The 22,039-nt window shown below is 67.5% G+C and carries 19 protein-coding genes; 5 read left to right on the top strand and 14 right to left on the bottom strand.

Annotation, left to right across the window (positions count from 1 at the left end; translation table 11 throughout):
- Nucleotides 1-31 precede the first annotated feature (31 nt).
- From ACFK0J_RS25245 to ACFK0J_RS25215, 7 genes are read right to left on the bottom strand one after another with little or no spacing between them, the layout of a single operon-like run.
- Nucleotides 32-2,146, bottom strand: a complete 2,115-nt coding sequence (locus ACFK0J_RS25245) for an MMPL family transporter (protein ID WP_378731348.1) — start codon at nucleotides 2,144-2,146, stop codon at nucleotides 32-34.
- The gene (locus tag ACFK0J_RS25240; protein WP_378731346.1) at nucleotides 2,143-3,393 is read right to left on the bottom strand and encodes a peptide synthetase; all 1,251 of its coding nucleotides are present in this window, start codon (nucleotides 3,391-3,393) and stop codon (nucleotides 2,143-2,145) included. The genes ACFK0J_RS25245 and ACFK0J_RS25240 overlap by 4 nt, the downstream gene beginning before the upstream one ends.
- 32 nt (nucleotides 3,394-3,425) lie before the next feature.
- Nucleotides 3,426-4,472, bottom strand: coding sequence for an NAD-dependent epimerase/dehydratase family protein (locus ACFK0J_RS25235; RefSeq protein ID WP_378731344.1), 1,047 nt, complete (start codon nucleotides 4,470-4,472; stop codon nucleotides 3,426-3,428).
- Nucleotides 4,469-4,738, bottom strand: coding sequence for a hypothetical protein (locus ACFK0J_RS25230; RefSeq protein ID WP_378731342.1), 270 nt, complete (start codon nucleotides 4,736-4,738; stop codon nucleotides 4,469-4,471). Before ACFK0J_RS25230 ends, ACFK0J_RS25235 begins: the two co-directional genes overlap by 4 nt.
- Nucleotides 4,735-6,417, bottom strand: a complete 1,683-nt coding sequence (locus ACFK0J_RS25225) for a fatty acid CoA ligase family protein (RefSeq protein ID WP_378731340.1) — start codon at nucleotides 6,415-6,417, stop codon at nucleotides 4,735-4,737. The genes ACFK0J_RS25230 and ACFK0J_RS25225 overlap by 4 nt, the downstream gene beginning before the upstream one ends.
- The gene (locus ACFK0J_RS25220; protein WP_378731337.1) at nucleotides 6,414-7,322 is read right to left on the bottom strand and encodes a hypothetical protein; all 909 of its coding nucleotides are present in this window, start codon (nucleotides 7,320-7,322) and stop codon (nucleotides 6,414-6,416) included. Before ACFK0J_RS25220 ends, ACFK0J_RS25225 begins: the two co-directional genes overlap by 4 nt.
- 8 nt (nucleotides 7,323-7,330) lie before the next feature.
- Complete coding sequence (locus ACFK0J_RS25215; RefSeq protein WP_378731335.1) at nucleotides 7,331-8,380, bottom strand: 3-oxoacyl-ACP synthase III family protein; 1,050 nt, start codon at nucleotides 8,378-8,380, stop codon at nucleotides 7,331-7,333.
- A 555-nt stretch (nucleotides 8,381-8,935) separates the two neighbouring features.
- On the opposite strand from ACFK0J_RS25215, the gene ACFK0J_RS25210 reads away from it, so the two are divergent.
- Complete coding sequence (locus ACFK0J_RS25210; protein WP_378731333.1) at nucleotides 8,936-10,429, top strand: flavin-containing monooxygenase; 1,494 nt, start codon at nucleotides 8,936-8,938, stop codon at nucleotides 10,427-10,429.
- A gap of 178 nt (nucleotides 10,430-10,607) precedes the next feature.
- Here the strand turns inward: ACFK0J_RS25210 and ACFK0J_RS25205 are convergent, their stop codons facing one another.
- A complete protein-coding gene (locus ACFK0J_RS25205; RefSeq protein ID WP_378731331.1) occupies nucleotides 10,608-11,282 on the bottom strand; it encodes a TetR/AcrR family transcriptional regulator in 675 nt (224 codons plus the stop codon).
- Nucleotides 11,283-11,453: 171 nt separating this feature from the next.
- On the opposite strand from ACFK0J_RS25205, the gene ACFK0J_RS25200 reads away from it, so the two are divergent.
- Together ACFK0J_RS25200 and ACFK0J_RS25195 are read left to right on the top strand one after the other, a co-directional pair.
- Nucleotides 11,454-13,025 (top strand): succinic semialdehyde dehydrogenase, encoded by a 1,572-nt coding sequence (locus ACFK0J_RS25200; protein WP_378731329.1) that lies wholly within the window; start codon nucleotides 11,454-11,456, stop codon nucleotides 13,023-13,025.
- Between the two features lie 29 nt (nucleotides 13,026-13,054).
- The gene (locus ACFK0J_RS25195; RefSeq protein ID WP_378731326.1) at nucleotides 13,055-13,885 is read left to right on the top strand and encodes an SDR family NAD(P)-dependent oxidoreductase; all 831 of its coding nucleotides are present in this window, start codon (nucleotides 13,055-13,057) and stop codon (nucleotides 13,883-13,885) included.
- 5 nt (nucleotides 13,886-13,890) lie between these two features.
- Here the strand turns inward: ACFK0J_RS25195 and ACFK0J_RS25190 are convergent, their stop codons facing one another.
- Together ACFK0J_RS25190 and ACFK0J_RS25185 are read right to left on the bottom strand one after the other, a co-directional pair.
- Nucleotides 13,891-14,697, bottom strand: a complete 807-nt coding sequence (locus tag ACFK0J_RS25190) for a putative protein N(5)-glutamine methyltransferase (protein ID WP_378731324.1) — start codon at nucleotides 14,695-14,697, stop codon at nucleotides 13,891-13,893.
- Nucleotides 14,698-14,817: 120 nt separating this feature from the next.
- On the bottom strand, nucleotides 14,818-15,690 hold the full coding sequence (locus ACFK0J_RS25185) for a YdcF family protein (protein ID WP_378731322.1): 873 nt from the start codon (nucleotides 15,688-15,690) through the stop codon (nucleotides 14,818-14,820).
- A gap of 237 nt (nucleotides 15,691-15,927) precedes the next feature.
- Between ACFK0J_RS25185 and ACFK0J_RS25180 the strand changes: the two genes are divergently transcribed.
- Entirely contained in the window at nucleotides 15,928-16,779 is an 852-nt protein-coding gene (locus tag ACFK0J_RS25180; RefSeq protein WP_378731320.1) for a bifunctional 5,10-methylenetetrahydrofolate dehydrogenase/5,10-methenyltetrahydrofolate cyclohydrolase, read from the top strand.
- A 52-nt stretch (nucleotides 16,780-16,831) separates the two neighbouring features.
- Here the strand turns inward: ACFK0J_RS25180 and ACFK0J_RS25175 are convergent, their stop codons facing one another.
- Both ACFK0J_RS25175 and ACFK0J_RS25170 read right to left on the bottom strand, forming a co-directional pair.
- On the bottom strand, nucleotides 16,832-17,590 hold the full coding sequence (locus ACFK0J_RS25175; protein ID WP_378731318.1) for a hypothetical protein: 759 nt from the start codon (nucleotides 17,588-17,590) through the stop codon (nucleotides 16,832-16,834).
- A 195-nt stretch (nucleotides 17,591-17,785) separates the two neighbouring features.
- On the bottom strand, nucleotides 17,786-18,211 hold the full coding sequence (locus tag ACFK0J_RS25170; protein WP_378731316.1) for a MarR family winged helix-turn-helix transcriptional regulator: 426 nt from the start codon (nucleotides 18,209-18,211) through the stop codon (nucleotides 17,786-17,788).
- A gap of 84 nt (nucleotides 18,212-18,295) precedes the next feature.
- On the opposite strand from ACFK0J_RS25170, the gene ACFK0J_RS25165 reads away from it, so the two are divergent.
- Entirely contained in the window at nucleotides 18,296-20,053 is a 1,758-nt protein-coding gene (locus tag ACFK0J_RS25165; protein WP_378731315.1) for an ABC transporter ATP-binding protein, read from the top strand.
- Here ACFK0J_RS25165 and ACFK0J_RS25160 read toward each other — a convergent pair.
- Nucleotides 20,050-20,958: an alpha/beta hydrolase gene (locus ACFK0J_RS25160; protein ID WP_378731313.1), complete on the bottom strand. Its 909-nt coding sequence runs from the start codon at nucleotides 20,956-20,958 to the stop codon at nucleotides 20,050-20,052. The genes ACFK0J_RS25165 and ACFK0J_RS25160 overlap by 4 nt on opposite strands.
- 143 nt (nucleotides 20,959-21,101) lie before the next feature.
- Complete coding sequence (locus ACFK0J_RS25155) at nucleotides 21,102-21,851, bottom strand: L,D-transpeptidase family protein (protein ID WP_378731311.1); 750 nt, start codon at nucleotides 21,849-21,851, stop codon at nucleotides 21,102-21,104.
- Between the last annotated feature and the right edge of the window lie 188 nt (nucleotides 21,852-22,039).

The raw sequence follows: 22,039 nt of genomic DNA, 5'->3' as shown, positions 1-22,039 counted from the left end.
ATTATTCCGCAAATAGGACATTCACGGACATTTAGGAAATCCGGGCCGGACGCTCCACGTGTTCGACGGTGGCGGGGATCAGGCGGCGGCGCGGGCCCGGGGTCCACCAGTTGGCCGGGCCCATGAGTTTGACCAGGGCGGGGACCAAGAGCATGCGGACCAGGGTGGCATCGATGAGGAGGGCGATGATCATGCCGAGGCCGAGAAAACGCATGGGGGTCAACGGGGAGAGGGTGAAGGCTCCGGTGACGATCACGAGCAGGGTCGCGGCGGCGGTGATCACCCGGGCGGTCTTCAGCGTGCCGACGCGGACGGCGGTGGCGGTGTCGGCGCCCGCGTTGTGCGCCTCGACCATCCGGGAGAGGAGGAAGACCTCGTAGTCGGTGGACAGCCCGAAGACGACGGCGATGATCAGGACGAGCATGCCCGCGGCGAGCGGTCCGGGGCTGATGCCGAGGACGCCCGCGAGGTGGCCGTCGTCGAAGATCCAGGTGAGGACGCCGAAGGTGGCGGCGAGGCTGAGGAATGCCATCGCGACCGCCTTGAGCGGCAACACGATCGACCGGAACGCCGCCGCGAGCAGCAGTACGGTCGCCGTCACCATGGCCAGGATCATCCACGGCATGGCGTGCACGATGGAGTGGACGCTGTCGACGGTGGCCGCGGTGTCACCGCCGATCCGAAGCATCGTGCCGTCCGGGGGAGTCAGGGCACGGATGTTTTCGACGGTGGCGGTGGCCTTTTCACTACGGTCGGTGGCGTCCAAGAACGCGTGGAAGACGACGAAGTCGTCGGCACGGCCCACTTGGAGCACCTGCCGGACGCCGTCGACCCGGCCGAGCGCGGTGCTCGCGGCGTCGACGGCCCCCGACTGTGGTGGTCCGTCGACGCCACGCAGCACAGCGGTGACACCGCTGCTCGCCGCGGGGAACCCCGCGGCGAGTTCGTCTACAGTGGTGCGCATTTCGTTGCCCGCGGGCAACGCCCGATGGTCGATATCGCCTAGTTGGGCGCCGGTGAGCGGCGCGGCAAGCAGCAGGAGCGCCGCGCCGACCACGATGGTGACGGTGCCCGGCCTGCGCAGCACCGCGTCCACCACCCGGCCCCAGAATCGCTCGGTCCGATCGGTGCTGCCCGCCTTGCCGATTCGAGCGCCGAACAGCGCCAACATGGCGGGAAGCACGGTGAGCGAGAGCCCGGCGGCGAGCGCGACCGCGGCGATCGCGCCGAAACCGAGCGACCGCAACACCGCCTGCGGGAAGACGAAAGTGCCGGCGAACGCGCAGATCAGCAGTAGCGCCGAGAAGGCGACGGTGCGGCCCGCGGTGGCGCAGGTGCGTGCGATGGCGGACTCGACACCGTGTCCGCCCGCGAGTTCTTCCCGGAATCGGGTCACCAGGAACAAGCCGTAGTCGATTGCCATGCCCAGCCCGAGCAGTGACGCGATATTCACCGCGAAGGTACTCACCTCGGTGAACTCGGTGAGGATCCGAATGGTGCCCATCGAGCCGAGCACCGCGAGCACACCGACCGCGACCGGCAGCGACGCCGCGACCACGCCGCCGAACACTAGCACCAGGATCAGCAAAGTGAGTGGCAGCGAAATGGATTCGGCGCGCACTAGATCGTGCTGGGACTGACCGTTGATCTCGGTGGCCAGCGCGCTGTAACCGGAAAGTTTGGTCTCCACGCCCGGAACCCGCAGCGCCGTTTCGATATCCGGGTAGGCGGTGACCCGCTGGTTGTCGTCTCCCGCGAGGAACACCGCGGCCAGTGCCTGCCGGTTGTCGGCCGACCGCAGGAACTGCTTACGCGGCGGCACACTGTTCCAATATGTTTCGATCGGACGCTGCAACAGCGCGGGATCGATCCGGGCCAGCGACTCCTGAACGCGTGGACCGATATCGTCGAGGGTCTGGCCTGCCGGCGCGGTGTACAGCGCGACCGCATCGGGGGTCTGCGGGCCGAAGTGTTCGCGGACCAGTTGGTCGACCGCGGCCGATTCACTGTGTGGGTCAGTGAATCCGGCGGCGCTGACCTTGTCCGCGGTGTTCATCCCGAGCAGCCCGAACACCAGCATGCCGCCGATGACTACGGCAAGCACCGTGCGCGGTCGGGCGATGACGAACCGTGCCCACGCAGTCATCGGGCGGGCGAATCATGCGGCGCGAGATCGGCCGCCAAGGTGGCGGCGATCTTGTCGAGCAGGGCCTCCAGTCGCGGCTCGACACCCGCACCGTTGCGACAGGAGACGGTCAGCTCGATCTGCCCGCGCGACTCCACCATCCCGAACAGCAACGGCATCGCGCCGCTGTGCTGCGGCAGCACCCGCATCGTGCTGGGTGTCCACCCGGGCACGGCCATCTCGTCCAGATCGAACTTGCCCATGTGCGACACGGTGGCGGACACCATGTTCCGGTTGTACCGAGCGCCGAGCCAGTTGCTCGCCCGCAGTACCGCGCGCACCGCGGCGGGCGGGAACTTCGACAGGCCGCCGTTGTCCAACTGGTTCAATTCGGTCTTCTGCTGCAGCCCGGCCCGCATGCGGGCACTGACCGTCTCCCAGCTCTCGCCGGGCGCGACGTCGAGAAACAGTGGCAGCGCGAGATTCCCGGTGGACCGCAGCGCGGGGTCGTGCCTGCGCAGGTCCACCGGAACCATGAAACGGGACTTCCTACCGGCCGCCTCGGCGAGGATCGCCGAGACCCGCGCGACCATCCCCTTACCGGTGGCGTGAATGGTGCGGTGCCGCAACAACCATCGCGACGCGTCCGGGTCCTGGCGGCCACGTCCGGTCGCCGCCGGATAGACCGGAAGCACCAGCGTCTGCTTGCCCGGTGCACCTACCCGCGCCACCAATTCGGCGTCGGCGATCGGATCGGGGGCACCGACGGGCGCCACCCCGCGCAACGCGCGGAAGACGTCGTCCGCCCACATCCGCATGCCCATGCCGTCCATCACGCCGTGGAAGACCCGGAAGACGACGGTGGTCTGGGCGCCCGTCAGCAGCAGCACCTCGGTGGTCCGGTCCGGCGTGGGTCCGATCGGGCTGTTCAGTACCGCGTCGTCCTCCAGCGAGGCGTAGTCGAGCGTCCACCCCGGCACCACCCGCACCTCGGCGGCGACACCGCTGTCCACCCAGTACCGGCCGTCCCGGACAAGCCGCGCACCGGGATTCGCCGCGGACGCCACCTCCACGGCGCGCTGCAGCGCGTCCGGGTCGAGGATGCCGTTGCCGTGCACGACGAGGTGCATCAGAAACGGCGGCGACACTTCCCTGGTGAAGAAGTACAGGCGCTCGGTAGGCGAGATCTTCCTGCGGAAGACGGTGTCGGGCCCGCCCGTATCCCGGCCGCCATCCCGCCTGGGATTACTGCGCGATGCTGCGTTCATATGGGCCTCCGGTAACGACTGGTGCTGGAGTTTCAGCGCAGATTCCGAGTGAGTTCGACGGCTCCGCCTTGTGTTTCGAGCCACGCCAGGAAGGTGGTCAGTCCGCTGTCCCGGTCCACGACGGGGCGATAGCCGAAATCGCGGGTGGCGGCGGTGGTGTCGTAGGTCGCGCTGCGCGTCATCAGTGCGACGGCGTAGCGCGACAGCGGCGGCGACCAGCGCGTCGCGACAGCCGGTATCCGCCAGATGGTTTCGAGCACGGCCACCACCGCGTTGATCACCCTGGGGTTCGGCTTCCTGGTCGGTGGTCGATAGCCGAGATCCGCCGCGACGGAACCGAGAAATTCCCACACGTTGGTCTTTTCGGCGTCGGCGATGAAATAAGCCTTGCCGCCCACCGCATCCGAGGCGGCCGCCTTGACGCACGCGTCGACAATGTTGTCGACGTGGCACAGCGACGCGTACACCGTGCGACCGAACGAGATATCCGGCAGCTTCCCGGTGCCGGTCCGGCCGAGCAACCGCACGATCGGCCCGGACCGGTCGCCCGCACCCCAGATCGCCCGCGGCCGCAGCGCGCAAGTGGTGAAACCGGTGGTGTTCGCGGCCAATACGGCGCGTTCCGCGGCGGCCTTGGTCTCCGAATACAGGTTGAGGTACCGCTGCGGATAGGGGATCGACTCGTCGACGTCGAGCTGATCGCCGCCGTCGCGGTCCATCAGCGCGCTCGGGCTGGAGATGAAGACGAACCGGGAGGCGCCGCCGCGCCGCGCCGCCTCCAGCAGCCGTTCGGTCGCTCGCACGTTCTCGTCCCAGAACTGTTGGCGCGTCCCGCGCTCGTCCACCCGGGCGGCACTGTGGAACACGATGTCGACGCCATTGGTCGCCTGCACCAGCGACGCCTGATCGGTGAGATCGCCGTAGACCAGTTGCACCCGGTCGACGTCGGCGCCGAGATCGGCGAGATTGCTGGTGCGCCGCACCAGAATCGACACATCGTGCTCGCCGTCGCGGACCAGCCTGCGCACGAGCGCGCCGCCGAGGAACCCGGACGCACCCGTTACCAGCACCTTGCTCATCGCTTCTCCTGCGTTCGCCACCAGGTCATTCCGAAGATCTGCGTCAAAACGGCGGTCGCGATGGGGGAGCGGCCGGACCCCTCCGCCGCGCGGAGCGCGGGCCGGATCTGGGCCGCGTGCACCACGACACTGAGGAACGCGTCGATCCACCACGCGGCGCGCAGCACCCGGCTTTCGGGCACCCGATCCGTCGCGACCGCGACAACCCCACCGGCCAGGTACAACCAGCCGAGCACGGGAATCGCCCGCAATGCCGTTGTTTTCATCGCTGCGCGTCCGTTCCGATCCGCTTCGCCGCCCACTGCGAGAGCTGCTCGCGCCCGATCTTTGCGTTGTGCCGGATATCGACCGGAAACGAAGGATGAACCAGGAAATCGGCGATCCGCCGGGTGAGATCGAACTCCGCACCCCGGGCCCGCAGTGCGGCTTCGACGGTCGCGGCGTCAGCATCGGGCTTCAGCTCGACGCACAGCACCGGCCGCTGCGCCCCCCGCGCACCGACGCCGACCAGTGCCGTCCGCGCCACGCCCGCAACGTTATTGAAGATCTGCTCCACCTGGACGGTGAACATCGGGCCATCCGCCGTGACCACTCGCTGACTCTTGCGTCCGCAGAACCAGATTCGGCCCGTGTCGTCGATCCACCCGAGATCGCCGGTGCGATGCCAGATTCGGTCACCGTCGACGATCTTGCCCTGCCGGTTCGCCTCCTCCGGCCAGTAGTAGTGCGTACTGACGTTCGGACCCGAGACGACGAGTTCACCGATGCCTCGCGATCTTTCGAGCTCACCGGCCAGTTCCTCGACCCGTGACCAGGTGGGGATCGGGTCGTCGGTGATGGCGACGATCCGCGCTTGGATCTTGTCGGCCGGACGCCCGATGCAGGTGCCCTCGCCGCGGTGCGTTCGATCGACCAGGCCGTCGAACAGTTCCCGGGATTCGATGAGCGACATCGGCAATGCCTCGGTGGACCCGTATCCGGCATAGATCCGCACGTCCTCGGCCAGCACCTCACGCAGCCCGGCGATGCACCAGTCCGGCACCGGCGCGCCACCGGAATAAATGCTGCCCAAGGTTTTCAGCTCGATCGGGTGCTGCTCGAGATGGCGCAGCAGCGGGATCAGCAGCGCGGGTGAGGCGAACATCGTCCGCACACCGAACTTCTCGATGGCGTGCGCGACATGCGCCGGATCGGTGGAGCCGACCTTGCTCGGGATCAACGGCGGTAGCACACACCGCGATCCGAGCAGCAGATCGAGAATTCCGACCAGCGGCAACGTGATCAGCGACGTCTCCGGCGCGACCGCGCCGCGGGCCGTATGCACCTGCTCGACCATCGATGCGAGATTGCCGTGGGTCAGCTCGACCGCCTTGGCGGGTCCGGTACTGCCGGTGGTGAATCCGATGACGAGCACGTCGTCCGCGGCGGCGGGCACGCGCTCGGGCGCGACGCCGGTCGGCCGGGTACCCCACGCCGCCAGCCGCTCGCCGCGCCAGCACCAGCGCCGGCCGACGGTCACCGTGGTGCGCACCTTGCGGAAGCTGCGCCGGAACAACACCCGCACGGCGTGCGCGGGCGGGATACCGATGAACGCTTCGGCTTCGACCGCGCGCAAGCAGTGCACCATCTTGCGCAGGCCCATGCCCGGGTCGATCACCACGGGTACGGCGCCGATCTTCAACAGCCCGAACAGGATCGCGTACAACTCCGGGCTCGGCAGCACCAGCACGATGGTGCGGGTACCCGCCCCGACACCGGCCGCGGTGAGGCGCTCGGCGATCGCCTCGGACCAGTCATCGAGCTCGCGGTAGCTGACGTGCCGATAGGTCGGCAGGTCACCGGATTTCGTTTTTCCGTCGGGATAGATGACCGCTTCCCGATCCGGCTCCGTGCGCGCGAACGCACGGAACCGGTCGATCGCCGCCCAATAGGTTGCCGACGTCACGCAACCGCCCCGGCGAACGCGGGCAACCGATACAGCACCGCCGCCGCCGACGGACCAGCGCCCGCCGCGACGAACAGCACATGGGTGAACTCTTTCAGGGTGTCCGCCACGACCGCACGGTCATAGGCCTGCGGCAGTGCCGCGGTGTGCGGGTCGCCATCGGCCAGATCCGGCGTGCGCACCGAATCCTGGTTGATGCCGAGAGCATCCGCGAGCTGCTTCGGGAATTCGGCGGTCGGCGTCGAGGCGATGAGTGCCGTACCGGCCAGGTCGCTGTGCCCGGACTCGGCGAGCGCGGCCCGCGCCGCCTCGATCGCCACGCTCAGCAGCCGATCCGCGAAGTCCGGCTCGCGCACGACCGTCATCACCCCGCGTCCGACGCTGCCCATGGTGGCTGTGTCGACATAGGCCTCGACCGCGGGGGTGCCCGCGCCGTTCACCGTGTGCACCCGGCCGAAGCCGTCCGGCTCGTCGGTGTGCTCCAGCAGCAGCGCGGCGCCCGAAGTGGCGTAAGGGAAGTCGTCGGTGGCGGCCGAGCGGGTCATCGACGGGTGACCGTCGCCGGCGACGATGAGCACGTGCTCGGCACTGCCGGTCGCCAGGATGGCGGTGGCCACCTGGACCGCGTTGAGCACGCCGGTGGCGCCGTTCATCAGGTCGAACGAGAAGGTCCGCGGGTCGTCCTTGGCGTATTCCAGGCCGATGCCCGCCGCCTTCTGGATCAGCGCGGAGACGGCCGGTTCGACGGTGTTGGCGTCACGGAAGACACCGGCGTTGATCAGCACGCCGACCTGGTCCGGACGAACCCCCGCCCGCTCCAGGCTCTGCTTCGCGGCCCGGCCACTGTTCTCGACACTGCTCTGCGTGTCGCGGCTGATGCCGACGGATTTGATGCGAACGCCCATGGCTGACCTCAGACCTTCAGAGACGAGATGGTGGTGGACAGGAAGCCGGTCACGATGCCGGAGGCGGCGGGAATCATCAGCAGCTTCGAGCCCGCCGGGATGTTCTGCTCGCTGAGCTGATCGTGCAGGACGATGAAATGCGAAGTGGTCGAGGTGTTTCCGTACTTCTCGATGACCCGCAGATCCGGCGGCATCGGGGTGCCGAACTCGCGCTCGCAGATCGCGTTCATCCACGGGATCGCGGCCGCGCCGAACTGGTGGTGGATGACGTAGTCGAACTTCTCGTCGGCGAAGGTGCGCCCCTGTGCCTGGAGATAGTTGATCTGGCTGTTGGTGCCCAACAGGAACCGGTCCTCGTTGTGCATTTTGCGGTTATCGGTGTACAGCGCAACACCCTGGCTCTTGTCGCTGGGCATGCCGAGGCAGAGGTGCGAGTACTCCGAGGCCGTCATCATCTCGATGTAGTGGATCTTGTCGTTGTCGTCGACCGCCTCGTCCAGCACGACCGCGGCGCCCGAGTCGCCCACCGACAGCGACGCGAACTGCAGATCGTATTTCTCGGAAATCTCGGCAACCGCGGTATCGGCAATGGGGGTAATGGCTTCACCGCTGACCACCAGGCCGTTGCGTACCGCGCCGGAGCGGATCATCCGATCGAGGATGTAAGTGCCGGTGAGCATTCCGGCGCAGGCGTTCGAAACATCGAAGGTAATAGCGTTCTTCGCCCCGATAAGGCGGCTTATCGAACCCGCGAAGGACGGCTCCATGTACATGCGGGTGGCGTGGTTGCTCCGCGTGATCGAGGTGGAGATGATCACGTCCAGCTCCGCCGCTTCGTAGCGCGACCTGGACAGACAGTCTTCGGCAGCCTTCATGGCGATCGCGAACGAGTCTTCGTAGTTCTCCGGGCTGGTGTCGTGCACCCGGCGTTCCTTGACACCCGTGATTTTTTCGAGATCGAAAGACGGAGGTTCCTTCAACCGGGAGAGCAACTCCTGGGTGGTGACGATTTTCGAAGGTAGATAGGCACCGATGGATTCGAATCGAGAATGCGACACGCGCGCTCCTGGAAATCGTGGAAAGAAACGTCCCGGATCGTCTCTGATCGTCGGTGCGACGGACACTACCCGACGGTAACTAGAAACGCCTATGCCTCAGAAGTTGCCCTGATCGACTGTGCACAAGTACATGTTTCGTGAGGTATCACTAACTGGTGATCGACTGGCTATGGGCGGCCCGAACCGACGGGATCGGTTGAATACGACGGGTTGCCAACGGGTTTCAGGTCTGGCGCGCCCAGCGGGCGGGCGGGCGCTCCTGGCATTCTGGCCGCGAGATGGCGAATCGCTGGCTAACATAATGACTCGCGGGAACAATGGGTGGCGCGCCACGGTGATGTGAGTGAGTTCACTGCGAGTCGTGCACTGGAATGTCGTTCGTTATCGCTCGGCGCAGCCATTTCGTACAACACTCAACTATGTTGCGGGCGAATCGAACCCGCGCGGTCCGGGCGGAGGGGCCGGTCGACACGACGCGGTCGGCCCGGCGGCTACGTCCGAATACCGCCAGGCTCGATAAGCTGGGTCAGCTGCCGACGAGCCGAGGAGAGAGCGATGACGACCGCTGTCGAGCACACTGATGTGCTCATCATGGGGGCCGGGTTGTCCGGCATCGGCGCGGCCTATCACCTACAACGGGCTTTTCCGCGACGGACCTACACGATCCTGGAGAGCCGCGCGGCAATCGGTGGAACCTGGGATCTGTTCCGCTACCCCGGAATTCGCTCCGATTCCGATATGTACACCCTGGGCTACCGATTCAAGCCGTGGCTGGGCGATAAATCGATCGCCGACGGCGACACCATCCTCGACTACGTGCGGGAAACCGCCGCGGAGAACGGCATCGACCGGCACATCCGCTTCCGGCACCGGGTGCTGAGCGCCGAATGGTCCTCGGCCGACAATCGGTGGACCGTGCTGGCCGAGCGCACCGACACCGGCGAAACCGTCACGCTCACCGCCGGATTCCTGCTTTCCTGCGCCGGTTATTACCGCTACGACGAGCCCTATGTCCCCGACTTCCCCGGCGCCGACCGATTCACCGGACCCGTTGTGCACCCGCAGTTCTGGCCCGCGGATCTGGATTACGCGAACAAGAAGGTGGTGCTCATCGGCAGCGGTGCCACCGCGGTCACCCTCGGCCCCGCGCTCACCGAACAGGGCGCGCACGTGACCATGCTGCAGCGCAGCCCGAGCTACATCATTTCCGCGCCGGCTCGCGACGATTTCGCCTTGAAGCTGCGCCGCCACCTGCCGCCCCGCGCCGCCTACGCGCTGGCCCGCGCCAAGAATGTGGCCATCGGCACGGCGTTCTACCAACTGAGCCAACGCTATCCGGCGAGTGTGCGCAAACGCATCCGCGGCTGGCAGGAACGCTGGCTGCCGCCGGGCTACGACATCGACACGCATTTCACACCCAGCTACAACCCGTGGGACCAGCGACTGTGCCTGGCGCCCAGCGGCGATTTCTTCCGCGCCATCCGCAAGGGCAAGCTGGCGGTGGTCACCGACCGGATCGAGACGTTCACCGAGACCGGCCTGCGGCTGGCCTCCGGTGCCACCCTCGACGCCGACATCATCATCACCGCAACGGGATTGAATCTGGTCGCGTTCGGCGGCATCGATCTCGTGGTGGACGGCGAGCCGGTGCGACTCGCGGAGCGCATGGCCTACAAGGCGATGATGCTGTCGGACGTGCCGAACTTCGCCTACATCTTCGGCTACACCAATGCCTCGTGGACGCTGAAGGCGGACCTGGTGTCGGAGTACGTGGTTCGCTTGCTGCGGCACATGGACGCGCACGGCTATGTGCGCTGCATGCCGGTGCGGGATCCGTCCGTCGGCGTCGAATCGTTGTTCCTCAATTTCAATCCGGGTTACGTGCAGCGGGCGGCGAACCAGTTCCCGATCCAGGGCGACCGTGCGCCGTGGCGATTACGGATGAACTACCTGCGTGACCTGGTCACCTTGCGGCACGGGTCGATCGCGGACGACGCGATGAGCTTCGAGCGGGCCGGGCACACCGAGCGGGTTTCCGCGCGGGACTGAGACGCCCGCTCCGGCTCCGGTGTTCACCGAGCAGTGGCGGGTGCTGCCCGGCGTCGCCTACTCCTGTCCTGCACACACGAAGGGTGTGCGGCTGAGGCAATGAGAAGCACACCCTTTTCGTAAGCTGTACACCTCCTATAGCGGGTGTGCAGGTTACGAAGGGGGTGTGCGGCTGACTTCAGGGGGTGGGGAAGATCCCGGGGAGGTTCATCGCGTATTCGATGTCGGTGCGGGTGCCCAGGGTGGTCAGTAGTACGCGAATCATTGTGAGGCGCGCTGCCGCAACGGTTTCCGCGTCGGGTTCGCCGCCGGGCTCGGTGCCCGCGGAGATCCGGTAGACCACGTATTCGCAGACGTGCAGTGCGGCATCGAGATCGAGCGGGCTCGGGACGGGGCGGCCCAGCTCGGTGAACGTCGAGCGGACCAGGGCACGGATATCGTCGAGCGCCCGTTCCCGGTACGCGGAGACCGGCGAGGCGGGGTCGTGCAGTTCGGCGAACAGCGGGCGCAGCATGGGGCCGTGCCCGCCTGCCCAGGCGAGGTAGGCGTCGATCAACCGGATGCCGAGTTCGACGGGTTCGTCGGTGCCGGTGAGCGCCACCCGGATGCCGTCGACCAAGCCCTCGTTCGAGGTATTCAGCAGCACGTGCAGCGGCTCGGTCGCATTGCCGAAGTAGCGGTAGAAGGTCGGCCGCGCCAGTCCGGCCTGCTCGATGATCTGCGCGACGCTCAGCCCGCGTGAGCCGTTGCGGGTGAATACCGCCGCGGTGGCGAGCACGATCCTGGCGCGGACCTCGTCCGCCTGCTCCTGCGTCTGCGGCGGCCTGCCCCGCCGGGTGGTCGCCTCGGTCACCGCGCCGCGCCGCAGACATGGTGCTGCCTCACAGCGAGCAGCCGGTCATGTCTGTGTTCCATGACGAAGAGCTTGACACGAGGTGTGGCACGCCCATTAATCTAACACTAGTGTTCAGTTAATGGACGAAGCGCTTCCGGCCCGTCCGACCATCCGATCGAGAGGGCCGACATGACGACCGCCTCCCAGCTCACCGCCGCAGACGCGTTGCCGTCGTCGCTGGTCCAGCCGCTGCTGGACCGGGCAGTGGCCGGTGGCGCGCCCGCTGTCGAGGTGTTCGCACCGGCCACCGGACGCAAGATCGCCGACCTGCCGCAGTCCGCGACCGCCGATATCGAGCGGGCCTTCGCGACAGCACGCGCGGTGCAGCGGGAGTGGGCGCGCCGGCCGATGCGCGAGCGCGCCGCCGTGCTGCGCCGCTTCCACGACATCGTGCTGGCCGAGCAGGACACCATCCTCGACATCGTGCAGACCGAGACGGGCAAGTCCCGCGCGCACGCTTTCGACGAGGTCGGTGACGTCGCGGTCAATGCCAGGTACTACGCGCAGGTCGCCGCGAAACTGCTCGCCACCCGGAAGCCGCGCGGCGTGCTGCCGGTGCTCACCCAGGTAGACGTGCGGCACCGGCCGAAGGGTGTCGTCGCGGTGATCTCGCCGTGGAACTACCCCCTCGCGCTGGCCGCCTCCGACGCACTGCCCGCCCTGGTCGCGGGCAACGCCGTGGTGGCCAGACCGGACAACCAGACCGCGCTCACCGCGCTGTGGGCGATCGATGCCGCCGAACGCGCCGGGTTGCCGCGCGGGCTGTGGCAGGCGGTACTCGGGCGCGGCTCGGTGATCGGCCATGAAGTGATCGGCCGCGCGGACTATGTCGACTACACCGGTTCCAGCGCGACCGGCCGCACCATCGCCCAGCAGGCGGGGGAGCGGCTCATCGGCTATTCGCTCGAACTCGGCGGCAAGAACCCACTCGTGGTGCTCGCGGATGCCGATGTGTCCCGGGCCGCGAAGATCGCGATCCGCGCCTGCTTCGCCTCGGCGGGGCAGCTGTGCGAATCGATGGAGCGAATCTATGTGCACGACAAGGTGTATGACCAGTTCGTCACCGAATTCATCGGGCACGTCCAGGGAATCGAGCTCGGCGGCGGGCTGAACTACGACAGCGACATGGGTTCGCTCACCTTCCCGCGCCAATTGGCCACGGTCCGTGCGCATGTCGACGACGCGGTGGCCAAGGGCGCGACGGTGCTCGCCGGTGGCCGGGCGCGACCCGATCTCGGCCCGTACTTCTACGAGCCGACGGTGCTGAGCGGCGTGCGCCCGGGCATGACGGTGTATCGCGAGGAGACCTTCGGTCCGGTGGTCTCGATCTACCGGGTCGGCAGCGACGACGAGGCGGTCGAGCAAGCCAACGACACTGCGTACGGCCTCAATGCCAGCGTCTGGACCAAGGACATCGCCCGTGGCCGCGAGGTGGCGGCGCGGATCAACGCCGGTTCGGTGAACATCAACGAGGGCTTCATCGCGGCATGGGGCAGCGCCGACGCGCCGTCCGGCGGGCTCGGCATTTCCGGCACCGGGCGCAGGCACGGACCCGAGGGACTGTTGAAGTACATCGACACCCAGACCATCGCGGTGCAGCGGATGCTGCCGATCGCGCCGCTGCCCGGCATGTCCGAGGAACTGTGGGCCAAGACCATGACCTTCTACTTCGGTGTCATGAAAGCACTGCGGCAGAAGTAACTTTCAGCGAATCGACAGGATAGGGACGGATGAAACTCGACACGGTTGCGGGCAAGAAGGTTCTGGTCACGGGTGCCGCGATGGGCCTCGGCAAGTTGTTCGCCGAGCGCGCGGTGCGTGAGGGTGCGGCCGCTGTCGTGCTGTGGGACATCAACGAAGCCGCGCTGAAGGACACCGCCGCTGAGCTCACCGGTCGCGGCGGCAATATCCACCACTTCGTGGTCGACGTGTCCGTGCCGGAGGCCATCGCCGAGGCGGCGGAATCGGTCCGCGCCGAGGTCGGCACCATCGACATCCTGGTCAACAACGCGGGCATCGTGCGCGGCAACAGCTACTTCTGGGAGACCGAGAACCGCGCCGACATCGAGAAGACGATGGCGATCAACGCGCACGCGCCGATGTACGTCACCCTGGAATTTCTGCCCGCGATGGTGGCCGGTTCGACCCAGGCGCGGGTGCTGACCATCGCCTCCTCCGCGGCTCTGGTCTCGAACCCGCGGATGAGCGTCTACGCGGCGTCGAAGTGGGCGGCGCTCGGCTGGTCCGATTCGGTGCGCATCGAGTTGGAGCAGGCGGGCCACGACCACGTCACGGTCACCACGGTCTGCCCGACCTACATCAATACCGGAATGTTCGACGGCGCAAAGGGTTTCCTGTTCACTCCGATCCTGGAACAGGACGAGGTGGTGGATACATCCTGGCGGGAAATGAAGAACGGCACGCCGCTGGTGATCCTGCCCTGGACCTCCCGCCTCAACAAGGCTCTGTCCGGAATCCTGCCCGTCAAGCTCCGCGACCTGTTCCTCAACAGCGTCGGCGTCTACCGCTCGATGGAGGAATTCACCGGCCGGAAGAAGTAGTCGGGCTACCGGGTGGGCCGGGTGCCGATGACGACGGTGGCGTAGTGCTCGTCGGATTCGGCGATCCGGCCGATGAGCCCGTGCTCGGCCAGCACCGCGACCGCCACCGGAGCCTGCGCCTCGCTGGATTCGACCAGCAGGTGACCGCCCGGTGCCAGCCAGGATTCGGCGCCCTCGACGACGCGGCGGAAGACGTCCAGGCCGTCGGGTCCGCCGTCGAGCGCGGTGCGCGGTTCGTGATCGCGGGCCTCCGGCGGCATCCGCGCGATCATCTCGGACGGGACGTACGGGGTATTGGCGAGCAGGATGTCGATACAGCCGCACAGTTCGGCGGGCAGCGGCTCGAAGAGGTCGCCCTGGTAGACCGGCGCGCCGAGCGGGGTGAGGTTGCGGCGGGCGCAGTCGACGGCGACGGGGTCGATGTCGGCGGCGGCCAGGGTCACCGGTGTCTGCTCGGCGGCCAGGATGGTGGCCAGCGCCAGGCCCAACGCACCTGTGCCGCAGCACAAGTCGACCACTACCGAATGGCGGTCGCGGGCGCGAGCCAAGCCCGCCGCCTGCTCGACGAGGAACGCGGTGCGTTGCCGTGGCACGAACACGCCGGGCGCGACCGCGACCCGCAGGCCGTGGAACTCGGCCCAGCCGAGCAAATGCTCCAGTGGCGTACCGGAGACTCGCTGGGCGACCAGGGTGTCCAGGTCGGTTCCGGTCTCCGCGGCAGCGGCGGTGAGCAGGCGGGCCTCGTCCTCGGCGAAGACGCAACCCGCCGCGCGTAGGGTCGCGACCACCTCGGTACTGACTGCTGCCATCATCCGGACATACTGCCGTGCCCGCGCCCGGCACTGCCAGCGGATTTTCGGGTGACGTCGGTCTCGGCGTTCGCCGCCCACCCGGAATCCGCACGGTCGGCGGGTGGATTCCGGGTGCCGAACTCAGCGCGAAGTGGCCAACTGGAACGTCCGGGTGGCATCCAGGTAGATGCCCCGCTGGGACTGCTTGGCCGGCGGCGGCAACTGGGAGACCAGCTGTTCCAGCGAGGTCATCGCGCCGACCACCGTGGTGCCCGCCACGATGAAGTCGGCTACGGCGCGCCGGATGTGGTTGGGCGAGGTGACGACCACCGCGCTCGTCGCCCCCACCTCACGCAGCAGCTTGGTGCTGAACAGCGCGTTCTGCACGGTCGATCCGGCCCGGCTCTCCACGCTGATCCGGGACGCGGGCACCCCGTGGCCGATCAGCCAGCCCGCCATCGCGTCCGCCTCGGTGATGCCGTTCTGCGGATTGCCGCCGGTGACCACGATGGGTGACATGGGCGAGGCGATCGATTGCAGCCATGCGGCTGTCAATCGGTTCACCAATTCGGGCCGCAGTGCGCCGTCCGGCAGCAGACCGTAGCCGAGGACGACGATGCCGGTCTGCGGACCGACCAGGGCGGGCAGCGGATTCGGCAGGGTGCCGACCGCGGCGCCGATCGCGTTGAGCACGTGCGTGGTGCCCGCCGCCATGCCGGGATCCACGGCGTTGAGCCGGGCCATCGCGTCGGCAAGGGCGGGCAGGTCGCCCGCGTAGTGCGACCAGATGGCCTGCAACGAGAGAGCCTCGGCGTCGTTGGGGTCGGCGCCGATCAGGTCGCGGAGGTCGGCGCGACCGGCGACGTCGTTGCCGTCGGTGAAGTGCCGCTGGGCGGAGTTGTAGAGGGCGTCGGTTTCGCCGGCGGCGTGGGCCGGGACACCGGCCAGGCCGGTCAGGGAGAGCGCCGCGAACAGGGTCGCGGCTAGATGTTTCCAGTGCCTCGAGATCTTCACTACAGTCGACACCTTTCCGCGATGCTGATACTCGGCATGAAACGGGTGGGGCACGTGCTGGCAGTTAGCCGTGGGCAAGCAGTGATCACCATACGGCCGAGTGATCTCGAAATCACGTATTAGCCGGGGGGATTCTGCGGCGTATTTACCGCATCGGGACAAACCGGGCGGGGCTGGTCGGGCGCGGGTACGGTCTGCGAACGGACCACCGCCGCGGAGCCATTAATGTGTGACAGCGTGGATACCGCTTCGCTGACCGGCAAGGAACTCGCCGCCGCCATCAATGCCGACACCAAGCAGCGCGCCGCCGCGCGTACCGAGGCCGGTGCCGCGCCGCGCCTGGCCCTGATCGTGGCGAATGACGACCCGGCCAGCGCCTGGTACGTGAACTCGCTGCGCAAGGCCGCCGAGCGTCTCGGAATCGCTTGCGACACGGTCGATCTCGGTGCCGACGCGACCGCGGATACGATCCGCGCCGAACTCGAGGCGCGCAGCGCGGACAGCGCGACCGACGCGATCATGCTGCAGACACCGCTGCCCGCGGGCATCACCCTCGACGACGTCAGCTCCGCGATCGTCGCCACCAAGGACGTCGACGGGGTGAGCCCACTGTCGCTCGGCCTGCTCGCCTCCGGCCTGGAGGGGTTCGTGCCCGCCACCTCCGAGGCAGTTGTCGAGTTGCTGAAGCACCACGACATTCCGCTCTCCGGTCGGCATGTCGCGGTCGTCGGCCGCTCCAACGTCGTCGGCAAGCCGCTCGCCCAGCTGTTGCTCGCCGAGAACGCCACCGTCACCGTCTGCCACTCGCGGACCACCGACCTGCCCGCGGTCACCTCGACCGCCGACATCGTCGTTGCCGCGGCGGGCCGCATCGGCCTGGTCACCGGCAAACATGTGCGCGAGGGTGCGGTCGTCGTCGACGTCGGCACCAACGAGTCCGCCGACGGCGGCATCGTCGGCGATGTCGAGGCCGATTCCGTGCGCGGCAAGGCCGCCGCCCTGAGCCCCGTCCCCGGCGGCGTCGGCCCCGTCACCACCGCCCTGCTCATGCGGCACGTCGTCCTCGCCGCGGAGAACGCTCGACGCTGACCTGCTGCGCCTTCGGGCTGCGGATGGCACCGAATTCGCCTGAGCGCCGGGCCTATTGGCCGGGACTGATGGCGCTGATGAGGGTGCGGTCGCCCTCCTGGGTGGTGGTGACCAGCTGCGGGTTGTATGTGACCGGTGGGCGGCCGGGCCGGTTCTCGGTGACGACGACCATGTACTGACCCGCGAACGCGCCAGGAGTGATCGCCACGCAGTAGGTGGTGCCCGCCGGAATGCTGTCGATGCCGCGCTGGATGGCGTCCGCGGGCTCCACCGCCGCGTCGGGGGTGGTCGCGGCGCGCGCCTCGTCACCGGATCGCGCGACGTAATACGCGTGCTGGAAGGCGAAGATGGCGGCGGGACCGGAATCGAAACCGCCTGGGTCGTTGCCCTTGATCCGGTTCCCGACCCGTTCGGCCGTGCACGGTGCGGGGGAGGAGGCCGCGGTGCCGATCTGGGTCGGCGTGTTCGATGCCGCGGGCGGTTCCGAATCACCGCCGAACAGCACGAAGGCCGCGGCGCCCACGGCGGCGACCCCGAGCGCGCCCAGCGGCACCGCCCACCGGCGTGCCGATCGGCGCCGCTTGGACCGATCGATCAGGCCGCTGAACTCGTCTTCGAAGTAGTTCGGTTCGTCGTCCGGTTCCGGTTCGTAGTCCGGTTCCGGCGCGGGCGGCCGGTCGACCCAGTCGGAATAGGCCCCCTGGTACCGCTCGTCGGGTGCGTACTGCTGTTCCGGCGCACCACGTTTCATCATCTGCGGCCCCCGCCCGTAGTCGTATCCAGGTCGTGAGCCCATCTCCGGTCGATCCATCGCCCCACCTTCATCAGGTCATATCGCCAGGTTATCCGCACCGTTCCTGAAATGCAGCAACGCGTAGACGCGTATGTCCAGCCGACTTCGCTGTCGCTCCGGGCAGAATACTGCCCGTTTGCCGAGAGTCGGGTACGCCCTAGGGATACCGGGCGGTAGCGCTGTCGATCGGGATTGCCAACCGGTCGAATCGGTCTAACAGGCGGCGGAATCGAGGGTGGCCAGCAGGTCTCGCAGCGTTTCGCGTTGTTCGGCGGACAAGGTGGCGAACAGTTCCTCGGCGGCCTCGCGGCGCGCGTCCGACATGCGGGCGAGGGCGGCCCGCCCGGCTTCGGTCGGCGTCACCAGGGTGGCGCGGCGGTTGTCGGGATCGGGCGCGCGAGTCACCAGGCCCGCGCCCGTGAGGGCGTCGACGACCGTGGTGGCCGAGCGCGGGACGATGCCGAGACGGTCGGCCAGCGCGGTCATCCGCAGCGGTTCCTGCTGGTGGCCGATGATCCGCAGCGCCCGTGCCTGGGCGGGGGTGAGGCCGAGCGGGGCGAGCCGGGCGACCTGGTTGCGCCGGATCCGTTTGGCCGCGCGCAGGAACAATTCGGGCAGGTCGGTCTCGGCGGACTCCATGATTCTGAGCATAACTCATTGTTTTGGGAACAATTATGAGCCATGCTCAGTTTTATGACGTAGTTTCCTCGGAAGGAGGCGCCTTTGCAGCCCCCACATCAGCTTCGCCGGATCGTCCGGCTCTTCCGGCCCTATCGGGCCCGGCTGGCCCTCGTGGCAGCCCTGGTCGGGCTGTCCTCGGTCGTCGCACTGGCCACGCCGTTCCTGCTCCGCGCGGTGCTCGACGACGCGCTCCCGCACGGACGTACCGGCCTGTTGACGCTGCTCGCCGCGGGTATGGTCGCCGTTGCCGCGCTGACCAGCGTGTTCGGCGTGCTGCAGACCTACATCTCCACCACCGTCGGCCAGGACGTGATGCACGATCTGCGGTCCGCGGTGTACGCGCAGTTGCAGCGAATGCCGTTGTCCTTCTTCACCAGAACGCGCACCGGCGAGGTGCAGTCGCGCATCGCCAACGACATCGGCGGCATGCAGTCGACGGTCACCTCGACCGCGACGTCGCTGGTCTCCAACTTCACCACGGTGGTAGCGGCGGTGACCGCCATGATCGTGCTCGACTGGCGGCTGACCATCGTGTCCCTGATCATGCTGCCCTTCTTCGTGTGGATCAGCCGCCGCGTCGGCAGCGAACGCCGGAAGATCACCGCACAGCGGCAGGAGAAAATGGCCGGAATGTCGGCGATCGTGGAGGAGTCGCTGTCGGTGAGCGGCATCCTGCTCGGCCGCACGATGGGGCGCTCGCCCGCACTGGTCGACAGCTTCGCGCGGGAGTCGCGGGGGCTGGTCGATCTGGAGATCCGCTCGAGCATGGCGGGGCGGTGGCGGCAGTCGACCATCACGATCGTCATGTCGGCCATGCCTGCCGTCATCTACTGGGCCGCGGGGCTCACCGTCACGGCCGGACGGCCGCTGGTTTCGATCGGCACGCTGGTCGCGTTCACTACGTTGCAGACGACGCTGCTGCGGCCGCTGGTGCAGTTGCTCTCCACCGGCGTCGAGGTGCAGAGCTCGATGGCGTTGTTCGGCAGGATCTTCGAGTACCTGGACCTGAAGCCCGATATCGAGGAACCCGCCCGGCCCGTCGCGCTCGGTGCGGTCACCGGGGAGGTGCGGTTCGACCACGTCGGCTTCTCGTACGGGGCGGGTAATCGAGATGTGCTGAGCGACATCGACATCACCGTGCCCGCCGGGTCGAGCCTGGCGATCGTCGGCGAAACAGGTTCCGGCAAGACCACGTTGGGGTATTTGGTGGCGCGGCTCTACGACGTGAGCTCCGGTGCGATCAGGATCGACGGAAAGGACGTGCGGGACTTGTCCTTTGCCGATCTCGCCGCGGCCGTCGGTGTGGTGTCGCAGGAGACCTATCTGTTCCACGCGACGGTCGCCGAGAATCTGCGTTTCGCGAAACCTGATGCGACAGAACAGGAATTGCACGACGCGGCGCGCGCGGCGCAGATCCACGAGCACATCATGAGCCTGCCCGACGGCTACGAGACCCGCGTCGGCGAACGCGGCTACCGGTTCTCCGGCGGCGAGAAGCAACGGCTCGCCGTCGCCCGCGCCGTCCTGCGCAACCCGCCGATCCTGGTGTTGGACGAGGCGACAAGCGCACTCGATACCCGCACCGAGCAGGAGGTGCAGCGGGCCATCGACGCGTTGTCGGTCGACCGCACCACGATCACCATCGCGCACCGGCTGTCCACCATCCGCGACGCCGACCAGATCGTGGTGCTCGACCACGGCCGCATCATCGAACGCGGATCGCACGACGAGTTGATGGAACTCGGCGGTCGCTACGCGTCGTTGCTCGCCCGCGACGATGCGCTGATCGCGGCCGCCTAGGCCCGGCTCGGGTCGAGATGCCGGACGAGGAAGGCGGTTTCGTCGGCCACCACCTTGTCGAAATCCGGGGACACGTAGATGTCGAAGTGGCCTGCCGGATATTCGTGCACCTCGACATTGGGTCCGGCGGCCGCCGCGTAGCGCAGGGTGCGGCGGGCCGGAGCCACGCTGTCGTCGAGGCAGACGCCGAGGAATACCGGGGACTGGATCTTCCGGAGGCTGCGGCCGGGGCGGTAGAGGGGGAGGGTGAGCCCGATCCGGGCCGCGACTTCGTTCTGGTGGGTGAAGTCCGCCGGTGCGAGGGCGGTGTAGCCGGGCTTGGCGTCAGGTGCGTTCATCAGCGCCGTCTGTCCTGGCTCGGCGGTGAGCGGCACGGTGACCGGCGGCCTACGCAACGCCGCCGCTAGGAGATCCAAGCCCGCGCGTACGCCGATGGTGAGCAGCGGTCGCAGTCCGACCGTCGGCGCGGATGAGGGACCGTCGGTGAACGGGCACTGGGACACCACCGCGGCGACCCGCTTGTCCTGTGCCGCCACCCGCAGCACGTGGCCGCCGCTGAAAGATGTTCCGAACAAGGCGATTCGAGACGGATCGATGCCGTCGAGGGTGGCGGCGTGGTCGATCGCCGCCGACCAGTCGGCGAGCTGGCGGCCGATGCTCAACAGCTGTCGGGGTTCGCCGTCGCTGGCACCGAAATGCCGGTAGTCGAAGACCAGCGCGGCGAACCCGGCTGCGGCGAATTGCTCGGCGAAGGCGTCCAACCGCATTTCCTTGACGGCGCCGAGTCCGTGCGCCATGACCACGATGGGCACCGCTCGGCCGGTGGGGGAAGGCCGATACAGCCAACCCCGCACCGTGGTGCCGTTCGAATCAAAGGCGATGTCCGCGCGAGGTGTGGTCGTCATCGTCAGCTCCTACCGAATCTCAGCGATAGAGACTTGCTGTCCCATTCGCTCGATCATGTCATGAATGGGAGCTACGGAGTGATCTGAGTGACGCCAGTGGCACCGCCGACGATATCTTGCCGGGCGGTGCCACGCGGGTGCTGTTACCAGTGCACGGAGACCGGGTCGCCGACACTGATGGTGTTGTAGACCCATTCAGCGTTCTCGGGGGACAGGTTGATGCAGCCGTGGCTGACGTTCGCCCGGCCCTGATCCTCGACCGACCACGGGGCGGAGTGAATGAAAACGCCACCCCAGGTGAGGCGTTCGGCGAATTCACCGTTGATCACATAGCCCTCCGGGGAGCTCAGCGGGATGCCGATGGTCCGCGAGTCGAAGACGACGGAGCGGGCCTTCTCCAGCACCGGGAAATTGCCCGACGGAGTTTCATAACCCGGCTTACCCATGGAGGCGGGCATCGTCCTCGGGATGCCGCCGACGGTCAGCGTAAAGGTGTGCGCCGACATGTTGGCGTCACCGAAAACGCCTACGTTGGTGTGGAATTGGGTGCGGGTGTTACCCACGCCGACGGTGATGTCGGCGTTGGCGGGCAGGAAGCCGGTCGGCGTCCACACCGCCTCCCGATCACTCGTCCAGGCGAAAGTACCGTTCAATGGTTCCGCGGCCTTGATGTCGATGGCCTGCTCCGCGGCGGCCCGATCGGCGACCGGAGCGGCGAATCGGATGGTCACCGGGTGGGCCACACCCACCACCGCGCCGTTAGCGGGGCCGATCGATTCGACGGAGTTCGTCTGCGGCGTGCCGACCAGCGTTGATGTCGCGGCACCCGCGCCGAATACGCCCAGCGCAAGGATCAAGATCGCGAAGAAGAGATATCTGATTACGTGCCTCATGGCTCCACCCCTCCAAGATGGTGTGGGTAGGCAGTTGTCATGCCAGGCCTGCAAGATCAGCCATCTCCCAGCTGACCAGGCCTTCTGTGGTCGTATCGACCACCATTGCCTTGTCTATGCTGCCTACCCGCCCCACCCGCGAACAAACCCCACCCAGCACCGCCCCCCAGTTGCGGCCGAAAAGGTTC

The sequence above is a fragment of the Nocardia brasiliensis genome (genome assembly GCF_042691675.1).
Taxonomy (GTDB): Bacteria; Actinomycetota; Actinomycetes; order Mycobacteriales; family Mycobacteriaceae; genus Nocardia; species Nocardia brasiliensis_D.
This window is presented reverse-complemented; position numbering and strand designations above follow the sequence as displayed.

Excerpts from the sequence above, each read along its gene's own strand:
- ACFK0J_RS25245 (WP_378731348.1), bottom strand. The coding sequence starts at position 2,146 with ATGACTGCGTGGGCACGGTTCGTCATCGCCCGACCGCGCACGGTGCTT.
- ACFK0J_RS25240 (WP_378731346.1), bottom strand. The coding sequence starts at position 3,393 with ATGAACGCAGCATCGCGCAGTAATCCCAGGCGGGATGGCGGCCGGGAT.
- ACFK0J_RS25235 (WP_378731344.1), bottom strand. The coding sequence starts at position 4,472 with ATGAGCAAGGTGCTGGTAACGGGTGCGTCCGGGTTCCTCGGCGGCGCG.
- ACFK0J_RS25230 (WP_378731342.1), bottom strand. The coding sequence starts at position 4,738 with ATGAAAACAACGGCATTGCGGGCGATTCCCGTGCTCGGCTGGTTGTAC.
- ACFK0J_RS25220 (WP_378731337.1), bottom strand. The coding sequence starts at position 7,322 with ATGGGCGTTCGCATCAAATCCGTCGGCATCAGCCGCGACACGCAGAGC.
- ACFK0J_RS25210 (WP_378731333.1), top strand. The coding sequence starts at position 8,936 with ATGACGACCGCTGTCGAGCACACTGATGTGCTCATCATGGGGGCCGGG.
- ACFK0J_RS25200 (WP_378731329.1), top strand. The coding sequence starts at position 11,454 with ATGACGACCGCCTCCCAGCTCACCGCCGCAGACGCGTTGCCGTCGTCG.
- ACFK0J_RS25195 (WP_378731326.1), top strand. The coding sequence starts at position 13,055 with ATGAAACTCGACACGGTTGCGGGCAAGAAGGTTCTGGTCACGGGTGCC.
- ACFK0J_RS25190 (WP_378731324.1), bottom strand. The coding sequence starts at position 14,697 with ATGATGGCAGCAGTCAGTACCGAGGTGGTCGCGACCCTACGCGCGGCG.
- ACFK0J_RS25175 (WP_378731318.1), bottom strand. The coding sequence starts at position 17,590 with ATGGATCGACCGGAGATGGGCTCACGACCTGGATACGACTACGGGCGG.
- ACFK0J_RS25170 (WP_378731316.1), bottom strand. The coding sequence starts at position 18,211 with ATGGAGTCCGCCGAGACCGACCTGCCCGAATTGTTCCTGCGCGCGGCC.
- ACFK0J_RS25160 (WP_378731313.1), bottom strand. The coding sequence starts at position 20,958 with ATGACGACCACACCTCGCGCGGACATCGCCTTTGATTCGAACGGCACC.
- ACFK0J_RS25155 (WP_378731311.1), bottom strand. The coding sequence starts at position 21,851 with ATGAGGCACGTAATCAGATATCTCTTCTTCGCGATCTTGATCCTTGCG.